This window comes from Flavobacterium tyrosinilyticum (assembly GCF_023656565.1).
GTDB lineage: Bacteria > Bacteroidota > Bacteroidia > Flavobacteriales > Flavobacteriaceae > Flavobacterium > Flavobacterium tyrosinilyticum.
Map to the genome: position 1 here is coordinate 719,624 of NZ_JAMOKG010000002.1, position 17,972 is coordinate 737,595.

The following is a 17,972-nucleotide window of genomic DNA, read 5'->3' on the forward strand; positions in this document are numbered from 1 at the left end:
TCACTTGTTTATACGGTATTTTACGATGAAATTCCTATTCTTTCTTAAAGTTTTCTAGTATGTTGAATCTGTTTTTAGCGAATTGCTGAAGGATATATAAATTCAAAATTGGCATTGTATCTAAAATAGACTCTCAATAATCCAATTTTTTAGGACTTATTTTGCTATTCTTTTAAATTAAAAAAGAATCAATACTCCAGCTTCCAGTCCCCAATTATAGGTTCTGTTAGGACCGAAACCAGCGCTAGGGTGTATGTAAACAAGATTTGAGGGTGTTATTTTCCTTCCAAATTCAACAAAAGCATTATTTTGAAAGCCTTCAATAACAGTATTGTAGCGAAGTGCTATATCTCCAGAAATCCAGTTTTTTCCAAAAAAATGCATTAACAGATTTTCTAAAAGTGCAGTGCTAATGTCGGAACGATCACTGTTTCCGGCAAAACTCTGCTGATATTCAACTGTAGTCAGTAGCAGAAACTTTTTTTGATTGAAATATCTTCCATAAACCATAGCGGGCATGACAACCCATTTTCCAGTTCCAAAATTTGGATCTTCGGCTGTGTTAGAATAAACTCGGGTTCTTACCGCAATACCGTTGTTATTTCTTAAGTAAGGAATAAAACTGATTCCGCCTCCAACATCGCCAATGGCTGTCTTGTTGGTTGAAGTCGTATTAGTAGAAACCAAAGGAAGATCAAAACGTAAATTCCAAGCTTTATTGCCAATTGGCAGTAAAAAACGAACTTGAGTTGTGTTAAAAGATCCTTTTTCGGTATCTAAATACTCATTATAAAATAGAATTGTTTTAAGAAAATAATGGTAGCGAGGCTCAGATAACGGACTTTGTATAGTGTCTGCGTTTTGAGCTGAAAGTAGGTTGTGTAATAAAAAAAATAAAATGCTAAGTAATTGTATTTTCTTCATAACCACTTGTTAGTTAGTGGATTAAAAGTACGAAAAATACATTAACATTTTATTTTTTGATACTTATTTTATTTATTCCAGATTTTCCATGCTTTTTCAGCTTGAAAAATAAGCATATCGTGACCATTTTTAATGATAGCGCCCATTTCTTTTGCTTTTCGTAAGAAAGTGGTTTCTGCTGGATTATAGATTAAATCGTAAGCAATGTGTTTTTCTGTGAAATACTCGTATGGCAAATTCGGACAAGATTCAATATTCGGGCTTGTTCCAACTGGCGTACAGTTAATTATAATTTGAAAATTGTCAAAAGTAGTTGCATTAATCAAATCATAATCAATGATGTTTTCTTTTGCTTCTCGAGAAACAAAAGTGTACGGAATATCCAATTCGTCCAAAGCAAAAGCAACACCTTTAGAAGCGCCTCCTGTTCCTAAAATAAGCGCTTTTTTATGATGTGGCTCTAATAGCGGCTTAAGAGACTTTTTGAATCCGTAATAATCGGTATTGTAGCCTTTTAATTTACCGTTTTTGGTAAATTTAATGGTATTAACAGCGCCAATTAGAGTGGCTTTTTTTGATAATTTATCTAAGAATGGAATAACTTGTTCTTTGTACGGAATAGTAACATTTAAACCCTTTAAATCAGGATTGTTTTTAATTAATTCTGTAAAGTAATTAATTTCAGAAATGTCAAAATTCTCATAGCTGTTACCAGCAAAAACTTCATTGTTAAATTTTTCTGTAAAATAACCTTTTGAAAAAGAGTAGCTTATGTTGCGTCCTAATAATCCAAAACGTCTTCTTAATAAAATATCAACCATTCTTATTTACGATGTTTTTCTATATAATTTTTTACTGTTTTTTTTGCCCAAACAACTGGGAATAAATCTTCAATTAAGATGTAATTATCAAAATTTAGACGTAAGCCATTGCTTAAGTGAAATTTAGCTTTTGTATTATCTTGAATCATAAAATACAATCCAGCCAAACGATATTCGATTTCGTTTTCTTCAGGGAAATATTCTGAAGCTTGCAATAAAGTTTGAATAGCCGTTTCAAATTCTCCTAAAAACTGAAGAATATCAACCCAGTACAACCAAGTGTCTAATGCATAATCTCCAAATTCAACCGCTTTTCTAAAACCAAATTCGGCTTCTTCAAAGAAATTCATTTGTTTGTTGATTGTAGCATATCTTTTCCAATACAAACGATTCTGATTATCAATCGCTAAAGCTTTATTCACAAAAAATAATGCTTTTTGATAGTTCTTCTGGCGAAGATGAAAATCTGTAATCGCAATCCAACCTTTGTCTAAAAGCGGATCTTCATGTACAGTTTGGTTATAATATTGAATTGCTTTTGCTAAATTTCCAAGTTTTTCATAACATTTTCCAATTCGAAGAAGCGCATACGAAGTTGCATCGTCCAATTCGATGGTTCTGTTATAACTTTCAATTGCTTCATTGTATTTTTTTAGACGCTCGTAAGCTTTTGCTTTTTCCATAAAAGCGCCTAAAAATTCATCATCAATCAGGGTTGCATAATCAAATGCGCGAATTGCTGCTTCATATTCTTTTATGCCATAATGAAGGCGTCCAAGCTGATGCCAAGCGATTTCGCTGTATGGGTTTCTGTTGATATAATCGTTTAGATAAACAATAGCTTCTTGATTTTGGTCTAAAAACTCAAAGCAATATACTACGTTATAAAGAGCAGATTGATCTTCTAAGTCTTCTTCAAGACATTTGATAAAACTCTCCTTTGCAAGTTCAAGATTATCCATAAAAAGATATTCCATTCCGATCAAATTGTACACATCAGCATAATCATCAGTGTATTGAAGTGCGATTTTTAACAGTTCAACCGCTTTTTCGTGCTGATCTCTTTTTGAGCAGATATTGGCTTTCTGGATATAGATTTCCTCGTTGTTGGGTTCAATTGCGTATAACTCATTCAAAAGCTTTTCAGCAATGTCGAGTTTGTCATCATAAACCAGCATTTCTACTTGTACTAACTTTAAGCCTGTAGATTTCGGGTGCTGGTCTAATGCAAGTTTTAAGGCCTTTTTTGCTAAATTAGCCTTACCTATGTCTAAATAATGAAGAATGATTTCCTCGAATTCTTCAGAATCAAAAAAGAGCACTTTGTTAGTTTTTAACATCGACTCAAATTTGGATAGGGATAGGTTATAATCTTCTTCTTCGTTGCTTAATTGCATACTTCGTATATTTGAAATTAGCCTGTTATAAATTTAGGCAACCATATAATCGCTGTAAGGATAAGAAATTAATTGTTTTGAACAATTTAATTAACAATATATGGCGTTTTTTATTCTATTTTGGGAAGAAATCTCCTTTGTTGTAAAGGGATTAGCTTCGGTTTTGTCATTTTTTTATTGGTATCGGAAGACTTTTTTGAAATAGAAATGGAGCTTTAATTTCTGTCAGTTTTATTAAAACAGCGCTCCAAATAGTTTTGTATTTTAGTTATTGCTCTTCTTCATTATTTCGTCCATCACGTCTAAAATAATGGCACAACCTTCTCTAATTTCTTCTTCAGAAATAGTCAAAGGAGGTGTAATTCGTATCGCGCATCCTTCAAATAAAAGCCAGAATAAAATAAGTCCTCTGTCTTGACAGGTTAAAATGACTTCGTTTGTAATATCTGCCGATTCTGTCATAGCGGCAAGCATTAATCCTTTTCCTCTAACTTCTTTAATCAAAGGATGTACCAAAAGCGATCTGAAGAGTTTTTCCTTCTCCAGCGTTTCTGCCATTAAATTTGTTTCAGTTAATTCTTGCAAAGTAGCCAAGCAAGCTGACGCAATGACAGGGTGACCTCCAAAAGTGGTAATATGTCCTAGTTTTGGATTTTCTGTAAAAAGGTCCATTTTTTCGGCAGAAGCAGTAAAAGCACCAACTGGCATTCCGCCGCCCATTCCTTTACCCATAACCACAATATCTGGAATAACATCATAATTTTGAAAGCCAAAAAGTTTTCCTGTTCTTCCAAAACCGGGCTGGATTTCGTCAACAATCATTAAAGCTCCAACTTCATCACAGCGTTTACGGACTTTTTGAAGGAAATTATTTTCTGGCTGAATAAAACCGGCGCCTCCTTGAATGGTTTCTAAAAGAATGGCTGCCGTTCTTGTAGTTATTTTTTGCAGATCTTCTTCGTTATTGAAAGTGATAAAATCAACATCTGGAAGCAAAGGTCTAAAAGCTTGTTTTCTTTCTTCAAATCCCATAACGCTCATCGAACCCATGGTGTTTCCATGATAAGCATTATGACATGAAATAAGCTGGCTGCGTCCTGTAACTCGTTTTGCTAATTTTAGCGAACCTTCGATTGCTTCTGTACCAGAATTGACCAAATAGGTTTTATTTAAAGATTCTGGAAGGAGAGAAGCCATTAATTTGCAATATTGAACGGCTGGACTCTGAGAGTATTCTCCGTAAACCATTACATGCGAATATTTATCTAATTGATCTTTTATCGCCTGATTTACTCGCGGATGCTGATGTCCTAAAGTACACGCCGAAACTCCAGCAACAAAATCTAAATATTTTTTATCGTTTGTGTCGTATATGTAAGAGCCAATGGCATGCGAAACTTCCATACCGAGTGGGTAAGGGGAGGTTTGCGCTTGGTATTTTATAAAATCTGGATTCATTTTTTTTAAGTTGCTAAGGTACTGAGATACTAAGATTCTAAGTTTTTTTTATTTTACGCTTAGGTTAACTTTTTTTTAGAGGTTCAAAGTTGCAAAGGTCTTTTAACTTTACGCTTCAGTTAACTTTGTGTTTTAAATTATCGTAAAAGTTTAAACTGTCACTGAGACTGAAAACTACTTAATTTTAGGCTTCGGTTCCGCTTTGGCAGCTGGTTTCTTCTTGTCGTAATTCAAGGTTTCTTTCCTAATTTTCAGTGGAACGTTTTTGCCTTTTTCCTCTTGATCTTTTCCTTCTTTAATCAGTTTTTCATTGAGTTCGTTATCTTCGGCAGAAAAAATATCCTCTTTAGATTTGATTCTTTCATCGCCTCTCCATTTCATTCCTCGAAGTTTTCGAGCGTTTTCTGGAAGTTCATCTTCAGGAAAAATATCGCCATCCACTTTATTAAAGAAAGTAATGGTTTCGATCGCATTATTTTCCAATATCATATTGATTTTACTGCTGACATTTTTATTGATTCCAATTAATTCGTTGGCATCATTTCTCATGTAATAAATGACTTCAGTATTTTTAATGACATCCACATCATGCAATTTTCCATCCCGGAATTTTCCAAACAAATTAATTCCCTTGACCTGATTGAAACCTGTTCCGAGCGTGTCCTTGGAGAGGACAAAAGTATTATTTAGCACTTTTAAAGAGTCAATTTTCCTCGTTTTATTGTCGCCAATTAAGTGCATTACGTCGCCTGTAATTTGGTTGTCGCCATTCCAAAGAATCGGGTTTCCTATAAGTTTTGTCAAAGCGCTTTTAGAATCTGAGTGTATAGAATCGCACTTACCGCTCATATCTGTCTTGTAAAAACGGACATTGTTAAAAGCGCGCAGAATTCTTTCGCCTTCTTTACCTGTTACCATTAATTTTTTTCCGTGAATGTAAACCGAATCATTCTCAACCAAATTGATGGCAACAGCTCTTTTGGTTACAAACATCGAGTCTTTGAGTTTGTAAAGCTCTGCGTAATGTCCTTTTACAATTCCTTTATTAATCGAATCGGTAATTTTTACGTTTCGTGTTGCCGATGCAAATTCAATATTTCGATTATAATACAAACTATCGCCTTCTATAAGTCGGTCATCGTACTTAATGTAGGACCTTCGTAGAAAATGGGCTAAATTTTTCTTTGTATCGTAAAAACCTTTTTCGGTATAAATATAATTGGCTTTACTTGTAATGGTTGAAGGGCCAAGAAGATACGTATGTCCAGAATTGCTGTAATAATCCAAATGGTTTGATTTAATCACATATTTCGGATTCGTAATCGTAACTTCAGTCAAGAACTGAAATTTCTTTTCTTTTACATAATACCTTCCAGATTTACTCACCAAAGTATTGTCTTTGTTTAGGATCGTACCTTTTGTATTATAAAATGCTTCTTGAACATTTCTGTCAAAATTAATAGTATCAGTTTGCAAAGTGGCATCTGGAGAAGTTAAAACTGCATTTCCTGTAGCAAAAGCTTTCTTTTCATTTCCGCTATACTCCGCATATTTACTATTCAAGAATAAAGTATCTCCTTGTACTAATTGTACATTTCCGAATGCTTTTAAATAATTTTCTTTTTGAAAAAAGTAAGCTTTGTTGCAAGTTAGCACAACGCCATCATGATTTACTTTTACATTTCCAGTAAGTAAAAGCGCATCAGGTACATTAACTTGATCCACGTCAGAAAAGTCGGCATTCTCGATGACAATTGTTTTCGGAGATTGAGCAGGTTTTTTTGCTTGCGCGAAAGTGAATTGAACGCTTAAAAAAGACAGACAAGTAAATATGAAAAAGAGTGATTTCTTCAACTGATTAAATTTTTGTCAAATTTATAAAAAAGGATAGAACCTGTGGCGGTTATTAGCATTAATTTATAATTAGTCATTAACAGTCTAAAGTTGAATTTGGGCGTTATTTAATTTTTCAACAAAATAGCAAACTCTCACGTTGTAGTAGTTGTGTTTTCAGCTGAAAACGGTGTAAATTAGATAAATGGTTTTCGAAGTTTTAAAAAATGAGCTATTTTTAAAAAATTGTTTTCATGATTTTTAGAGATGAAACCAAAGAGACAGCAGAAGAATAGCCCAAAAAAATATGATAAATAAAAAAATAATAGCAGTCGGAATTACATTAACGGTACTTTTTTCAGCCTGTAAAACAAAAGATTTAAAAATGAGTACTTCAAACGAAAATGCTACAACAGATAAAAAAGTTGTAGTCTATCAAGTATTTACACGCTTATTTGGAAATAAAAATACAACCAATAAACCGTGGGGAACTATTGAGGAGAATGGTGTTGGAAAGTTTAATGATTTTACAGATAAAGCGCTTCATGAAATAAAAGATTTAGGGGTAACTTACATTTGGTATACAGGAGTTCCGCATCATGCTTTAGTACGTGATTATACAGCGTACGGAATCTCAAATGATGATCCAGAAGTGGTAAAAGGTCGTGCTGGTTCTCCTTATGCCGTGAAAGATTATTATAATGTAAATCCAGATTTGGCCGTAAATCCTGCAAAGCGATTAGAAGAATTTGAAGCTTTAATAAAACGTACTCATAATGCAAATCTGAAAGTATTAATTGATATTGTTCCCAATCATATCGCGAGAAAATATGAAGGAAAATCGAATCCAGAAGGGGTGAAGGATTTTGGAGCAGATGATGATGTTACGGTTGAATACAAAAGAGATAACAATTTCTATTATATTCCAAAGCAGCATTTTGAAATTCCTGACGGAGATATTCCTTTAAACGGAGAGAAAAATCCAATGATTGATGGTTTTTTTGACGAAAATCCTGCAAAATGGACAGGTAATGGTTCTCGTAAAATTAAACCAGATCAAAACGACTGGTACGAAACGGTAAAGGTAAATTATGGAGTACGCCCAGATGGGACTAAGGATTTTCCTGAACTTCCTGCTGGTTTTTATCAGAAATCCTATCAGGAACATTTTGCTTTTTGGCAAGACAAAGAGGTTCCCGATTCTTGGAAAAAGTTTAGAGATATTGCGTTGTACTGGACAGCAAAAGGTGTTGACGGATTTCGTTATGATATGGCCGAAATGGTTCCGTATGAATTCTGGAGTTATATGAACTCTTCGATTAAAATGAAAAATCCGAATGCATTTTTGTTGGCTGAAGTTTATAATCCGAATGAATACCGAAATTATATTCGCTTAGGAAAAATGGATTATCTGTATGATAAAGTAGAAACGTACGATAAGTTGAAAGATGTTATTCGCGGAAAATCTTCGCCAGACGAATTAACCAAAATTCAAAACGGAATGTCAGATATCGAACATCATATGCTTCATTTTCTAGATAATCATGACGAACAGCGCTTAGCAAGTCCAGAATTTGCAGGAACTCCAGAAAGAGGAAAGCCTTTAATGGTGGTTTCAGCAACAATCAGTACTTCGCCAACAATGATTTATTTTGGACAAGAAGTAGGAGAGGCAGGGAACGAAGATGCAGGTTTTGGAAAACGATCGAGAACCTCGATTTTTGATTATATCGGAGTTCCAAATCATCAGCGCTGGATGAATGACGGTAAATTTGATGGAGGGAAGCTTTCTGATTCAGAAAAAGAATTACGTGATTTTTATAAACGTTTGCTCAATTTTACAATCAAAAGTAGTGCTTTGATGGGAAGTTTTGAAGAGATTCAATCTGCAAATAGACAAAATAATGAAGGTTATGATGCGCTGTTGTATTCTTACGCACGTTGGTCGGAAAATCAAAAACTGATCGTAATTGCTAATTTTTCTTCTGACAAAGGAAATGAATTCAATTTAAAAGTTCCGTCATCGCTTATTTCAAAATGGAATTTAAAAGATGGAGAATATCAATTGAAAGAGCAACTGTATCAAAACAAAACATTTGTATTGAAAGTGCAAAATGGAGAAGGAGTGGCTAAAGTTTCCATTCAGCCTTCAGAATCTTTGATTTTGGAATTAAAATAAGCTAGCTCATCTTTTGAGTTGATTTTTAACACATAGAAACATAGCTTAGAAAACTTGAAAAAGGCGTTTCACTAGTTTAAATGCACATAGTCTATGTGTGGAAACTAGTTTCTTTCCTATTCTTTTTTTTAGTATAAAATCTATGTTTCTATGTGTTAAATATTTTTTTGTTTTTAAACCTTTTTAAGCAATGAAAGAATCTCTTTAATAGAAAATGTTGCGCCGCAGACAAATTCATCAGAAGCACCGTAATAAACGGTTAATGTATCGCCATCTGGATCAAGAATATGACCGTTTGTGAAAACGACATTTCCAAAGAAACCGCTTAATTCGTAACTTGTTTTAGGAAACATAATAGGAGTTTCGGTTCTCGAAATAACTTTCGTAGGATCTTGTAAATCCAATAAAAAAGCACCTAAAGAATATTGATGAAATTCGTTGGCTCCATGATAAATTTCTAGCCAGCCTAATTCTGTTTTTATCGGTGCGGCTCCAGCGCCAACTCTTTTGCTGTCCCAACTATCTTTTCTGGTTTTGATAATGCATTTATGATTTCCCCAATGAATTCCATCTGGAGAAGAAGCAATCCAAATGTAGTTTCCGCCAATATCTACACTGCTAGGACGATGCAAGGCATAAAACAAGCCATTTATTTTTTCTTCAAAAATGGCACAGTCTTTATTGTGGGGAGGAAATATCAGACCATGTTTTTCAAAATTCTTCCAATCGGTTGTAGTTCTTAAGCCAACGCCCACGCCGTTAGGAGAGACTGATGTAAAAGTGAGGTAATATTTTCCTTCAATGAGAGAAACCCTATAATCTTCAATTCCAAAAGTTTCTAGTGTCCCTTCGCCAACCAAATGCGGATAATCTTCGGGCTCATAAAACTGTTTTCCGTCTTCGCTGCACAATAATCGAATGTGAGATAAGGTGGTTAAGTAATCAATGCCTTGATAGTTAATTACGCGTGCATCTGTTGCGATAAGTTCAGGATGATCTTTTAAAATTTCAATAATCTGAATTGTGCCAACCTCTGTTAATATCGGAAAAGAAATAGTGTTTTCAATTTGTTTTGGTCTTTCGGCAACACGCACCGCTAGCCAGATTTTGTTTTGAAACCGAAACACGCCCGGATTCAATAGACAGGTAATTTCTAGACCTTCTCTACTAGGCGGTATATCTGATGGAGATAATATGGGGTTTTCGGTAAAACGATTGGCAATATCTTTCATGATCTTCGTTTGAGTACCTAAAAGGTATAAAAAAAAGCTGATACTTAATTGCATCAGCTTTTTTTCTATACTTTTTTAACCTTTTTGAGTGCTTCAACGTAATATTCGTTCACTTTTTCCCAATTGATATGTTGGTAAAAAGCATCAATATAACTGCCTTTTCGGTTTTGATAATCTAAATAGTAAGCATGTTCCCAAAGATCAATTCCCATAATTGGAGTTCCTGGAATCAAGGCGTTTTTCATTAACGGATTATCTTGATTATCAGTTGTCGTGATTTGCAATTTACCATATCGGTCTACAACCAGCCAAACCCATCCAGAACCAAACTGCTTTTCAGACTGTGCTTTAAATTGATTGGTCAGATTATTAAAAGAACCAAATTCTTTATTGATAGAACCTGCAAGCGTATCTTTTGGGGTCTGCTCTTTCGGTGTCAGAATATTAAAATAAAGCGTATGATTATAATATCCTCCAGCATTTTGACGGAGTTTTAAATTCGTAAGAGGCATTTTTTTTAAAATGTCTTCAAGAGGCATGTTTTCAAACTCAGTCGAGACAATCTCTTTATTAAAAGCATTGGTATACGATAAGTAATGTTTAGAATAATGTGTTTCTAAAGTTAAGGTTCTAATATCAGGAGCAAGAGCGTCATAATTAAATGGCAGTTTCGTCATTTCAAAAGAGCCTGGATCGGCTTTAACATCATTTGGCGAACCAATAGTAATTTTTTCTTCTTTTGTTGGAAGAGGAACTTCAACTACTTCTGTCAGTTTATCTTCTTTACAAGAAAATAATAGTAAAAATGAAGTTAAAGTGCTTAAAATAACAACGTTTTTCTTCATAATGTTTTATTTTGATGTTAATGAATTGATGATTTCGATATAATTTTCTTTGGCTTCGTCTACAGACATATGGCTTATCTGCATCCAGGCATTGGTCTTAAAAGCGTTTCGCAAATCAAAATTCTCAGATTGATTGTAAACAGCCGTTCCAAAAGTAGCCTGTTTGTAAAAAGCATAAAGTCTTAACTGCACATCTTGCGGCAGTGAAGCCTGAGTCATTGCCATTGCGGCTTCTACGGCTTTAGTGAAGCGAATATCTAAATCTTTATCAGCCATTTATGCTTTTGTAGCAATAATTGTTTTTCCTCCAATCGCTTTTTGGTTTAATTCCACATTGATTGGTGTACCTAAAGGTAAAAATAAATCGACTCTTGATCCAAATTTAATGAAGCCAGCGTCAGTTCCTTGAACAATCTGCATTCCTTCTTTAGCGTAGTTTACAATTCTACGAGCCAATGCACCAGCAATTTGTCTGTATAAAATAGCGCCGAAAGTTTCATTTTCGATTACTACTGTAGTTCTTTCGTTTTCTTCACTTGCTTTTGGATGCCAAGCAACAAGGAATTTTCCAGGGTGGTATTTGCTAAATTTAATGATTCCATCCATTGCGTAACGTGTTACGTGCACATTGATTGGCGACATAAAAATAGAAACCTGTAAACGTTTATCTTTAAAATATTCTCCTTCATAAACTTCTTCAATAACCACCACTTTTCCATCTACTGGAGCAAGAATATGATCACTGTTTCTAATTGCAATTCTTTTCGGATTTCTGAAGAATTGTAAAATAATAATTAAAATTACAAGCGCTGCAAATTGCACAAGCATTCTCAGCCAAGCAATATCAATGAATTTATCAGCAATTAAAAGTACAGCTACAGTAAATACAGTACCTAATAAAATGGACGGGCCTCCCTCTTTATGAAACATAATATAAAATTTGATAAAATAAAAATATAATTGGTGCTACAAATATAACACTATCTAATCGATCTAGAATACCTCCGTGACCAGGCATTATCGAACCGCTGTCTTTTATACCTGCAATTCGTTTAAATTTGGATTCTATTAAGTCTCCAATAGTTCCAAAAATGCTCACAATTAATGCAATAATAGTCCAGATTAAGATCGATGTGTTGCTAAATTCAGGTTTAGGCTGAATGTAGAGTTTAGAAATCAAAAAACCAGCAAAAGCAGCAAAGACAACACCACCCAGAAAACCTTCAATTGTTTTTTTAGGAGAAACTCGCTCAAATAATTTGTGTTTTCCCATTGATTTTCCAACTAAATAGGCGAAGGTATCATTGGTCCAGATTAAAACAAATAAACCAATAATAATTTTCGGATTATAATCATTTGTTCCAAAAGAGATTTTTACGATAAATACAAAGGGAAGCGTAATATATCCAAGCAGATATAAATATTTTGAAGAAGTGCTTACTTTTTGAACTGAATCGTAAAATAAGAATATGATGCATTTTATTGAAACAACAATAGTTATAGCTAGAAGAATTAAATCGAGCTGTTTAATGTTGGTTTCTAAACTAATATTAGTGTTAAAGGTATCATTAAGAAACTTGGTTGTCTGTTTGTTGTAATGACTTACCAAAACAATTGAAGCATAAACCAAAGTTCCAAAAAAGATAGAAAACACTTTGTTTAAGTTTACGATATTAGAAAACTCGTATATCGTGATAATTAAGAAAACGCCAAAAAGAGTAATGAAGCTTTCGGTAGAAAACAATATCGAAGTTAGTAATAAAGCGATATAAACAGCACCAGAAATGGCCCTCTTCAGTGTTTCGTTCATCTTAAAGATCTTCTAAAAGCAGTAAATAAAGGTTTTTCGCAACACTTCCGTATTGTGTAAAATCTTCGTCTTTCGCTTTTTCGAAATATTTTATTGTAGTGATATTAGTAGGATAGTCTCTTTCGTATTTTCGTTTTATAGCGCTCAATCCGTCGCTTTTCATTGGAAGGATTTGGCTTGTGGTTGCTATAATAACAATATTTGCAGGTAATTCGTTTGGTTTATTTTGTCTAATTTGTTTTGATGAAAATAAGATAGAACCTTCATCGGCTATAAGGTTTTCGCAGCTAGCCAATAAAAATTTTGGGTTAGTTGGAGCGATATAAAATAATTTATTTTCTTCCAGTAAGCCAAATAAGCCTTGCTCATAGCATAAAACTTCATTCTCGAACCAGTCGTTTTCTTCTAAAATGTTTTCAAACTGTTCAGCAACTTCTCCCATGTTTTCGCAATACAAGAACTTTCCTCCATTTTTTTTGAAGTTGAAAATAAATTGCTCGTCTAAAGATAAATGACTGTTCTGCGCAGATGAACCTGCATATTCGCTTTCGTTCTCTTCGTCAGAAGCGGCTTCACTAGAGCCAAATATTTTTTTGAAAAAATTCATTTTTTATATGAAATGCTTTACATGTTAATTGAAAACGTTCAAAGATAAAAAAATCTTAATTCAAAAGGGACTTTTGAATTAAGATTTTAAAAATTTATTACGTTTTTCGTAATTATTTATGAAACTACTTCTTCTAAATTTTTGTCAAAAGTACGTTTTCCGAATATGTTTTCTAAGTCATCTTTAAAGATTACTTCTTTTTCAATCAGAATATCAGCAAGTTGGTTTAACTTGTCTTTGTTTTCCTCTAAAATCTGAATCGCTCTTTGATATTGACCTTCGATTAACTCTGAAATTTCTTTGTCAATAATTTTTGCTGTTTCATCAGAATATGGCTTAGAGAAGTTATATTCATTTTGTCCAGTTGAATCGTAATACGTAACGTTTCCAATTTTATCGTTCAATCCGTAAATAGTTACCATTGCACGAGCTTGACGTGTTACTTTTTCTAAGTCACTTAAAGCACCAGTCGAAATTCTGTCGAAAGTTACTTTTTCAGCAGCTCTACCACCCATAGTAGCACACATTTCGTCTAACATTTGATCTGTTCTTACGATTTGTCTTTCTTCTGGTAAATACCATGCAGCTCCTAAACTTTGTCCACGAGGAACAATTGTAACTTTAATAAGTGGCGCAGCATGCTCTAACATCCAACTTACAGTAGCGTGACCAGCTTCGTGAATTGCGATTGCTCTCTTTTCGTCTGGAGTAATGATTTTATTTTTCTTTTCAAGACCACCAATAATTCTATCTACAGCATCAAGGAAGTCTTGTCTGTCAACTGCGGCTTTGTTGTTACGAGCAGCGATAAGTGCGGCTTCGTTACAAACATTAGCAATATCAGCACCAGAGAAACCTGGAGTTTGTTTTGCTAAGAAATCTAAATCAAGACCTTCAACTTTTTTAATAGGAGCTAAGTGTACTTTGAAGATTTCTGCTCTTTCGCGAATGTCTGGTAAGTCAACAAAAATTTGTCTGTCAAAACGTCCAGCACGCATTAAAGCTTTGTCTAAAACGTCAGCTCTGTTTGTTGCGGCTAAAACAATTACATTAGAGTTTGTACCAAAACCATCCATTTCTGTTAATAATTGGTTCAAAGTGTTTTCTCTCTCGTCGTTTCCGCCAGACATATTGCTTTTTCCTCTTGCTCTACCAACAGCATCAATCTCATCAATAAAGATAATAGCAGGAGATTTTTCTTTTGCTTGTTTGAATAAGTCACGTACACGTGAAGCACCAACTCCAACAAACATCTCAACGAAATCTGAACCTGATAAAGAGAAGAAAGGTACCTGTGCCTCACCAGCAACAGCTTTTGCTAATAAAGTTTTACCCGTTCCAGGAGGCCCTACAAGTAAAGCTCCTTTTGGAATTTTACCTCCAAGGTTGGTGTATTTTTCTGGGTTTTTAAGGAACTCAACAATTTCCTGAATTTCTTCCTTAGCACCTTCTAAACCAGCCACATCTTTAAACGTAGTTTTAATATCTGTTTTTTCGTCAAAAAGTTTCGCTTTAGATTTTCCGATATTGAAAATCTGTCCTCCACCTCCAGCGCCTCCGCCAGACATTTTACGCATAATAAAGATCCATACACCAACAATGATGATGATAGGAAGTAAGCTGATTAAAATATCGCTCCAGTTATTTTTTTGAAGGAAGTTGAAATCTTTCAATTTTCCCTCATTAACTGCTTTTTCTAATTTAGTCTGAAAGATTTGATCATTACCAATTTCCAGCGTATAGTGCGGGCCTTTGTTTGGTTGTTTGAAAATATCTTCAGCTACTTTTTTGTTTGCCGGGTCTTTAAGAGCCGCAGCATTTAAATATACCTCAGCTTCTGCTTTATTGTAAACAATTACTTTTTCAATCTGGCCTTTTTCCAAAAGCGTATTGAACTTAGAAGATGTTAATTGAGCAGGTTCGCTTAGGCTTGATCCTCCTGTAGCAAAACTTATGAATAAAAAAACTAAAAGTATTGCGGTATATATTAACCAAGGACTTATTTTAAATTTATTCGGATTTGGATTATTATCTTTAGCCATTTAATGAAAGTTTCTTTAGTATTTGTTCTCGATTGAAGTTATTTTGGCATCGCCCCAAAGGCTTTCGATGTTGTAATATTCGCGAATGTGCTTCTGGAAAACGTGTACTACAATGTGTACATAGTCCATAAGAACCCATTCTGCGTTATCTGTTCCTTCTACGTGCCAAGGTTTATCTTTTAAGTCTTTTGATACAATTTTTTGAATTGAGTTTACGATGGCGTTAACTTGGGTGTTTGAGCTACCGTTGCAAATAACAAAATAGTCGCATACAGCTGTATCTATTTCTCTTAAGTCAAGAATATCGATATCATTTCCTTTTACTTCCTCAATCCCTTTGATTATGTTCGCCAGTAGAACATCATTATTAATAGTCTTTTTCGCCATGAATTATTTTATATGAATTTGTAAAGTTACCAAATTTTGTGATTATTTTTGAACCTTAACAAAATATTAAATTAAGATATTTAAATTATTTAATGAAACTAATCAAACTCGATGCCATAGATTCTACAAATGACTTCTTAAAAGCTTTGTCAAGTCAGGATGAACTGGAGAATTTTACAACGGTAACAGCTGAAAATCAGACAAAAGGGAAGGGACAAGTTGGAGGCTTATGGAAGACTGAAGCTGGTAAGAACTTAACTATGAGTGTCTTGGTGAAAGATTTTCTGTTTAATAAGGACGACGTTTTTAATTTAAGCGTCTTGGTCTCTTTATCGGTTGCAGAGGTTTTAAAATCGTTAAATATTCCTAATATATGCATTAAATGGCCAAACGACATTCTGTCATACAATAAGAAGTTGGTTGGCATATTAATCGAAAATACCTTAAAAAGCGATGGCAGAATCGTGTCAGTTGTCGGAATCGGAATCAATGTCAATCAAACCGATTTTGACGAATTGCCAAATGCTTCTTCGTTGGCAGTAATTTCAGGGAAAACTTTTGACAAGGAAGAATTGGCAATCTTAATCGTTGAAAAACTAAAAGAGAAAATTCAATCTTGGAAAACCTCAGCACCAATTTTTTGGGAGGATTATTTTAATTTTTTATTTAAAAAAGGAGTTCCAACTGCATTTAGAGACAATGATAACCAAGATTTTATGGGAATCATTCAAGGCGTTTCTCCATTTGGAAAACTGCAAGTTTTATTAGAAGATGATTCTGTTGCAGAGTTTGAGATTAAAGAAGTAAAAATGCTTTATTGAGAGTTGCAAAGTGACTGAGGGACAAAGTGACAAAGGTTTTTCGTAGAGATGCACAGCAGCGTCTAACTAAGGTGCTAAGGTTCTGAGATGCTAAGATTCTAAGTTTTTTTTTCACGAAGTTTTTTGTAGAGACGCACTGCAGTGCGTCTAACGTATTGGTGAAATCTCGCAAAGACGCGAAGTCGCAGAGTTTTTTTTACAGATTTATTCAGAAAACAAAGTGTGAAAATGAGAAACTCTGCGACTTTGCGACTTTGCGAGAAACAAATCGGCAAAATCTGCGAGAAAAAAACTTTGTGTCTTAGTGCCTCGTGGCATTCAAAGAAAAAGCCCGATCGTTAAATCAGGCTTTCATTTATAATTCACAATTAATAATTTACCATTATTAAAGCTTGTTCATATTATTTGCTAAAGTTTCAATAAACTTACTAATAGGACCTTTAACCATCATTGCCATCATAGTGTTGAATTCGCCTTCAAAAAATAACTGAACAGCACTTTCTGAATCAGAAACAGTATCAATGTTTGAAGTTAGTGTAAACGGAAGTTTATCACTTGCAGCACCCAAAACAATTTTGTTTGGAGCTACTTTATCTTTCATTTTCAATTTGATTTCAGGCATCCCTTTCAATCCAAAAATAAAAGCGTCTTCGCCAGTCACTTCAAATTTAGCGATATTGTCTGGCATTAATTTTTCGAAATTCTTTACATCAGTCAATTGATCGAATAAATCTTGAGCTGATTTCTGAACTGTAACTTTTGGACTTTCTAAGTTCATATAGTGTTTTTTGTTTTTGTTTTTTTACTGCAAATGTTTTTTTACCGCAAAGGGCGCAAGATCTTTTTATATACTTTGGCTTTATTTAAGTTCGCAAAGCTTAAATTTTAAATAAAATCCCAATTTTTTAAATTCCAAATTCCAAAAGGAGCAAAGCGACTTTAAAAATTTAAATCTAAAATCTAAAATCTTACTCTTGTCCCCAAGTAGACGGGCTTACGCTCCATTCTTGAAGAGTAGATTGTTGATCTTCTGTGATATATTGTTTTTGAACTGCTAAATCTAATAGGTTTTCGTAGTTGCTTAAAGTAAATAAATCAACATTAGCTTCTTTAAAGTTTTCTTCGGCAACGCCAAAACCGTAAGTAAAGACCGCTGCCATACCTTTAATGTTAGCACCTTCGCTTCTTAAAGCTTCAACAGCCATCAAACTGCTTTTTCCGGTACTAATTAAATCTTCGACAACCACAACATTTTGTCCTTTTTGTAAAAAACCTTCCACTTGGTTTTGTCTACCGTGTTTTTTTGGCTCCGGACGCACATATACGAACGGAAGACCTAAACTTTCGGCAACCAAAATTCCCACTCCAATGGCTCCAGTAGCAACACCAGCAATCACATCAGGTTTTCCAAATTGTTTTTCGATGTTCTTAGCAAACTCATCACGAACATAGTTTCTGATGCTCGGAAATGAAAGAATTAACCTATTATCGCAATAAATAGGAGATTTCCAACCAGAAGCCCATGTAAAAGGATTTTCGGGATTCAATTTAATTGCATTTATTTGCAAAAGCAATTCGGCTGTTTTTTCGGCAGTATCTTTATTAAAAATCATAGT

The 17,972-nt window shown here is 34.1% G+C and carries 17 protein-coding genes; 2 read left to right on the forward strand and 15 right to left on the reverse strand.

Annotation, left to right across the window (positions count from 1 at the left end):
- Positions 1-177 precede the first annotated feature (177 nt).
- The 5 genes from NCC77_RS10925 to NCC77_RS10945 form a co-directional block, all read right to left on the reverse strand.
- The gene (locus tag NCC77_RS10925; protein ID WP_250835594.1) at positions 178-924 is read right to left on the reverse strand and encodes a lipid A phosphoethanolamine transferase; all 747 of its coding nucleotides are present in this window, start codon (positions 922-924) and stop codon (positions 178-180) included.
- Between the two features lie 68 nt (positions 925-992).
- Positions 993-1,745 carry a shikimate dehydrogenase family protein gene (locus NCC77_RS10930; protein WP_250835595.1) on the reverse strand — a complete coding sequence of 251 codons (753 nt, stop codon included), beginning with the start codon at positions 1,743-1,745 and terminating at the stop codon, positions 993-995.
- A gap of 2 nt (positions 1,746-1,747) precedes the next feature.
- Positions 1,748-3,142 (reverse strand): tetratricopeptide repeat protein, encoded by a 1,395-nt coding sequence (locus NCC77_RS10935; RefSeq protein WP_250835596.1) that lies wholly within the window; start codon positions 3,140-3,142, stop codon positions 1,748-1,750.
- Positions 3,143-3,406: 264 nt separating this feature from the next.
- Entirely contained in the window at positions 3,407-4,600 is a 1,194-nt protein-coding gene (locus NCC77_RS10940; protein ID WP_250835597.1) for an aspartate aminotransferase family protein, read from the reverse strand.
- Positions 4,601-4,774: 174 nt separating this feature from the next.
- Positions 4,775-6,454: an OstA-like protein gene (locus NCC77_RS10945; protein WP_432442321.1), complete on the reverse strand. Its 1,680-nt coding sequence runs from the start codon at positions 6,452-6,454 to the stop codon at positions 4,775-4,777.
- A gap of 286 nt (positions 6,455-6,740) precedes the next feature.
- Between NCC77_RS10945 and NCC77_RS10950 the strand changes: the two genes are divergently transcribed.
- Entirely contained in the window at positions 6,741-8,612 is a 1,872-nt protein-coding gene (locus tag NCC77_RS10950; protein WP_250835598.1) for an alpha-amylase family protein, read from the forward strand.
- A 173-nt stretch (positions 8,613-8,785) separates the two neighbouring features.
- Here NCC77_RS10950 and NCC77_RS10955 read toward each other — a convergent pair whose 3' ends face one another.
- From NCC77_RS10955 to rsfS, 8 genes are all read right to left on the reverse strand, one after another.
- Positions 8,786-9,844 (reverse strand): glycoside hydrolase family 130 protein, encoded by a 1,059-nt coding sequence (locus tag NCC77_RS10955; protein ID WP_250835599.1) that lies wholly within the window; start codon positions 9,842-9,844, stop codon positions 8,786-8,788.
- A 65-nt stretch (positions 9,845-9,909) separates the two neighbouring features.
- Positions 9,910-10,689: a superoxide dismutase gene (locus NCC77_RS10960; RefSeq protein WP_250835600.1), complete on the reverse strand. Its 780-nt coding sequence runs from the start codon at positions 10,687-10,689 to the stop codon at positions 9,910-9,912.
- A gap of 6 nt (positions 10,690-10,695) precedes the next feature.
- Positions 10,696-10,965: an acyl-CoA-binding protein gene (locus NCC77_RS10965; RefSeq protein ID WP_248726295.1), complete on the reverse strand. Its 270-nt coding sequence runs from the start codon at positions 10,963-10,965 to the stop codon at positions 10,696-10,698.
- Positions 10,966-11,619 carry a phosphatidylserine decarboxylase family protein gene (locus NCC77_RS10970; RefSeq protein ID WP_250835601.1) on the reverse strand — a complete coding sequence of 218 codons (654 nt, stop codon included), beginning with the start codon at positions 11,617-11,619 and terminating at the stop codon, positions 10,966-10,968.
- On the reverse strand, positions 11,609-12,499 hold the full coding sequence (locus tag NCC77_RS10975) for a phosphatidate cytidylyltransferase (protein ID WP_250835602.1): 891 nt from the start codon (positions 12,497-12,499) through the stop codon (positions 11,609-11,611). The genes NCC77_RS10970 and NCC77_RS10975 overlap by 11 nt, the downstream gene beginning before the upstream one ends.
- Before the next feature lies 1 nt (position 12,500).
- Entirely contained in the window at positions 12,501-13,106 is a 606-nt protein-coding gene (locus NCC77_RS10980) for a lactate utilization protein B/C (protein WP_095930846.1), read from the reverse strand.
- Between the two features lie 116 nt (positions 13,107-13,222).
- Positions 13,223-15,148 (reverse strand): ATP-dependent zinc metalloprotease FtsH, encoded by a 1,926-nt coding sequence (gene ftsH, locus NCC77_RS10985; protein WP_250835603.1) that lies wholly within the window; start codon positions 15,146-15,148, stop codon positions 13,223-13,225.
- A gap of 15 nt (positions 15,149-15,163) precedes the next feature.
- Positions 15,164-15,535, reverse strand: a complete 372-nt coding sequence (rsfS, locus tag NCC77_RS10990) for a ribosome silencing factor (protein ID WP_095930844.1) — start codon at positions 15,533-15,535, stop codon at positions 15,164-15,166.
- Between the two features lie 92 nt (positions 15,536-15,627).
- Between rsfS and NCC77_RS10995 the strand changes: the two genes are divergently transcribed.
- Positions 15,628-16,356 (forward strand): biotin--[acetyl-CoA-carboxylase] ligase, encoded by a 729-nt coding sequence (locus NCC77_RS10995; RefSeq protein ID WP_250835604.1) that lies wholly within the window; start codon positions 15,628-15,630, stop codon positions 16,354-16,356.
- A 385-nt stretch (positions 16,357-16,741) separates the two neighbouring features.
- On the opposite strand, the gene NCC77_RS11000 is transcribed toward NCC77_RS10995, so the two are convergent.
- Together NCC77_RS11000 and pyrE are read right to left on the reverse strand one after the other, a co-directional pair.
- Positions 16,742-17,134: an SRPBCC family protein gene (locus NCC77_RS11000; RefSeq protein WP_250835605.1), complete on the reverse strand. Its 393-nt coding sequence runs from the start codon at positions 17,132-17,134 to the stop codon at positions 16,742-16,744.
- 190 nt (positions 17,135-17,324) lie between these two features.
- Positions 17,325-17,969 carry an orotate phosphoribosyltransferase gene (gene pyrE, locus NCC77_RS11005; protein WP_095930841.1) on the reverse strand — a complete coding sequence of 215 codons (645 nt, stop codon included), beginning with the start codon at positions 17,967-17,969 and terminating at the stop codon, positions 17,325-17,327.
- Positions 17,970-17,972 lie beyond the last annotated feature (3 nt).

Coding starts and splice junctions, on each gene's coding strand:
- NCC77_RS10925 (WP_250835594.1), bottom strand. CDS start 924: ATGAAGAAAATACAATTACTTAGCATTTTATTTTTTTTATTACACAAC.
- NCC77_RS10930 (WP_250835595.1), bottom strand. CDS start 1,745: ATGGTTGATATTTTATTAAGAAGACGTTTTGGATTATTAGGACGCAAC.
- NCC77_RS10935 (WP_250835596.1), bottom strand. CDS start 3,142: ATGCAATTAAGCAACGAAGAAGAAGATTATAACCTATCCCTATCCAAA.
- NCC77_RS10940 (WP_250835597.1), bottom strand. CDS start 4,600: ATGAATCCAGATTTTATAAAATACCAAGCGCAAACCTCCCCTTACCCA.
- NCC77_RS10950 (WP_250835598.1), top strand. CDS start 6,741: ATGATAAATAAAAAAATAATAGCAGTCGGAATTACATTAACGGTACTT.
- NCC77_RS10955 (WP_250835599.1), bottom strand. CDS start 9,844: ATGAAAGATATTGCCAATCGTTTTACCGAAAACCCCATATTATCTCCA.
- NCC77_RS10960 (WP_250835600.1), bottom strand. CDS start 10,689: ATGAAGAAAAACGTTGTTATTTTAAGCACTTTAACTTCATTTTTACTA.
- NCC77_RS10965 (WP_248726295.1), bottom strand. CDS start 10,965: ATGGCTGATAAAGATTTAGATATTCGCTTCACTAAAGCCGTAGAAGCC.
- NCC77_RS10970 (WP_250835601.1), bottom strand. CDS start 11,619: ATGTTTCATAAAGAGGGAGGCCCGTCCATTTTATTAGGTACTGTATTT.
- NCC77_RS10975 (WP_250835602.1), bottom strand. CDS start 12,499: ATGAACGAAACACTGAAGAGGGCCATTTCTGGTGCTGTTTATATCGCT.
- NCC77_RS10980 (WP_095930846.1), bottom strand. CDS start 13,106: ATGAATTTTTTCAAAAAAATATTTGGCTCTAGTGAAGCCGCTTCTGAC.
- ftsH (WP_250835603.1), bottom strand. CDS start 15,148: ATGGCTAAAGATAATAATCCAAATCCGAATAAATTTAAAATAAGTCCT.
- rsfS (WP_095930844.1), bottom strand. CDS start 15,535: ATGGCGAAAAAGACTATTAATAATGATGTTCTACTGGCGAACATAATC.
- NCC77_RS10995 (WP_250835604.1), top strand. CDS start 15,628: ATGAAACTAATCAAACTCGATGCCATAGATTCTACAAATGACTTCTTA.
- NCC77_RS11000 (WP_250835605.1), bottom strand. CDS start 17,134: ATGAACTTAGAAAGTCCAAAAGTTACAGTTCAGAAATCAGCTCAAGAT.
- pyrE (WP_095930841.1), bottom strand. CDS start 17,969: ATGATTTTTAATAAAGATACTGCCGAAAAAACAGCCGAATTGCTTTTG.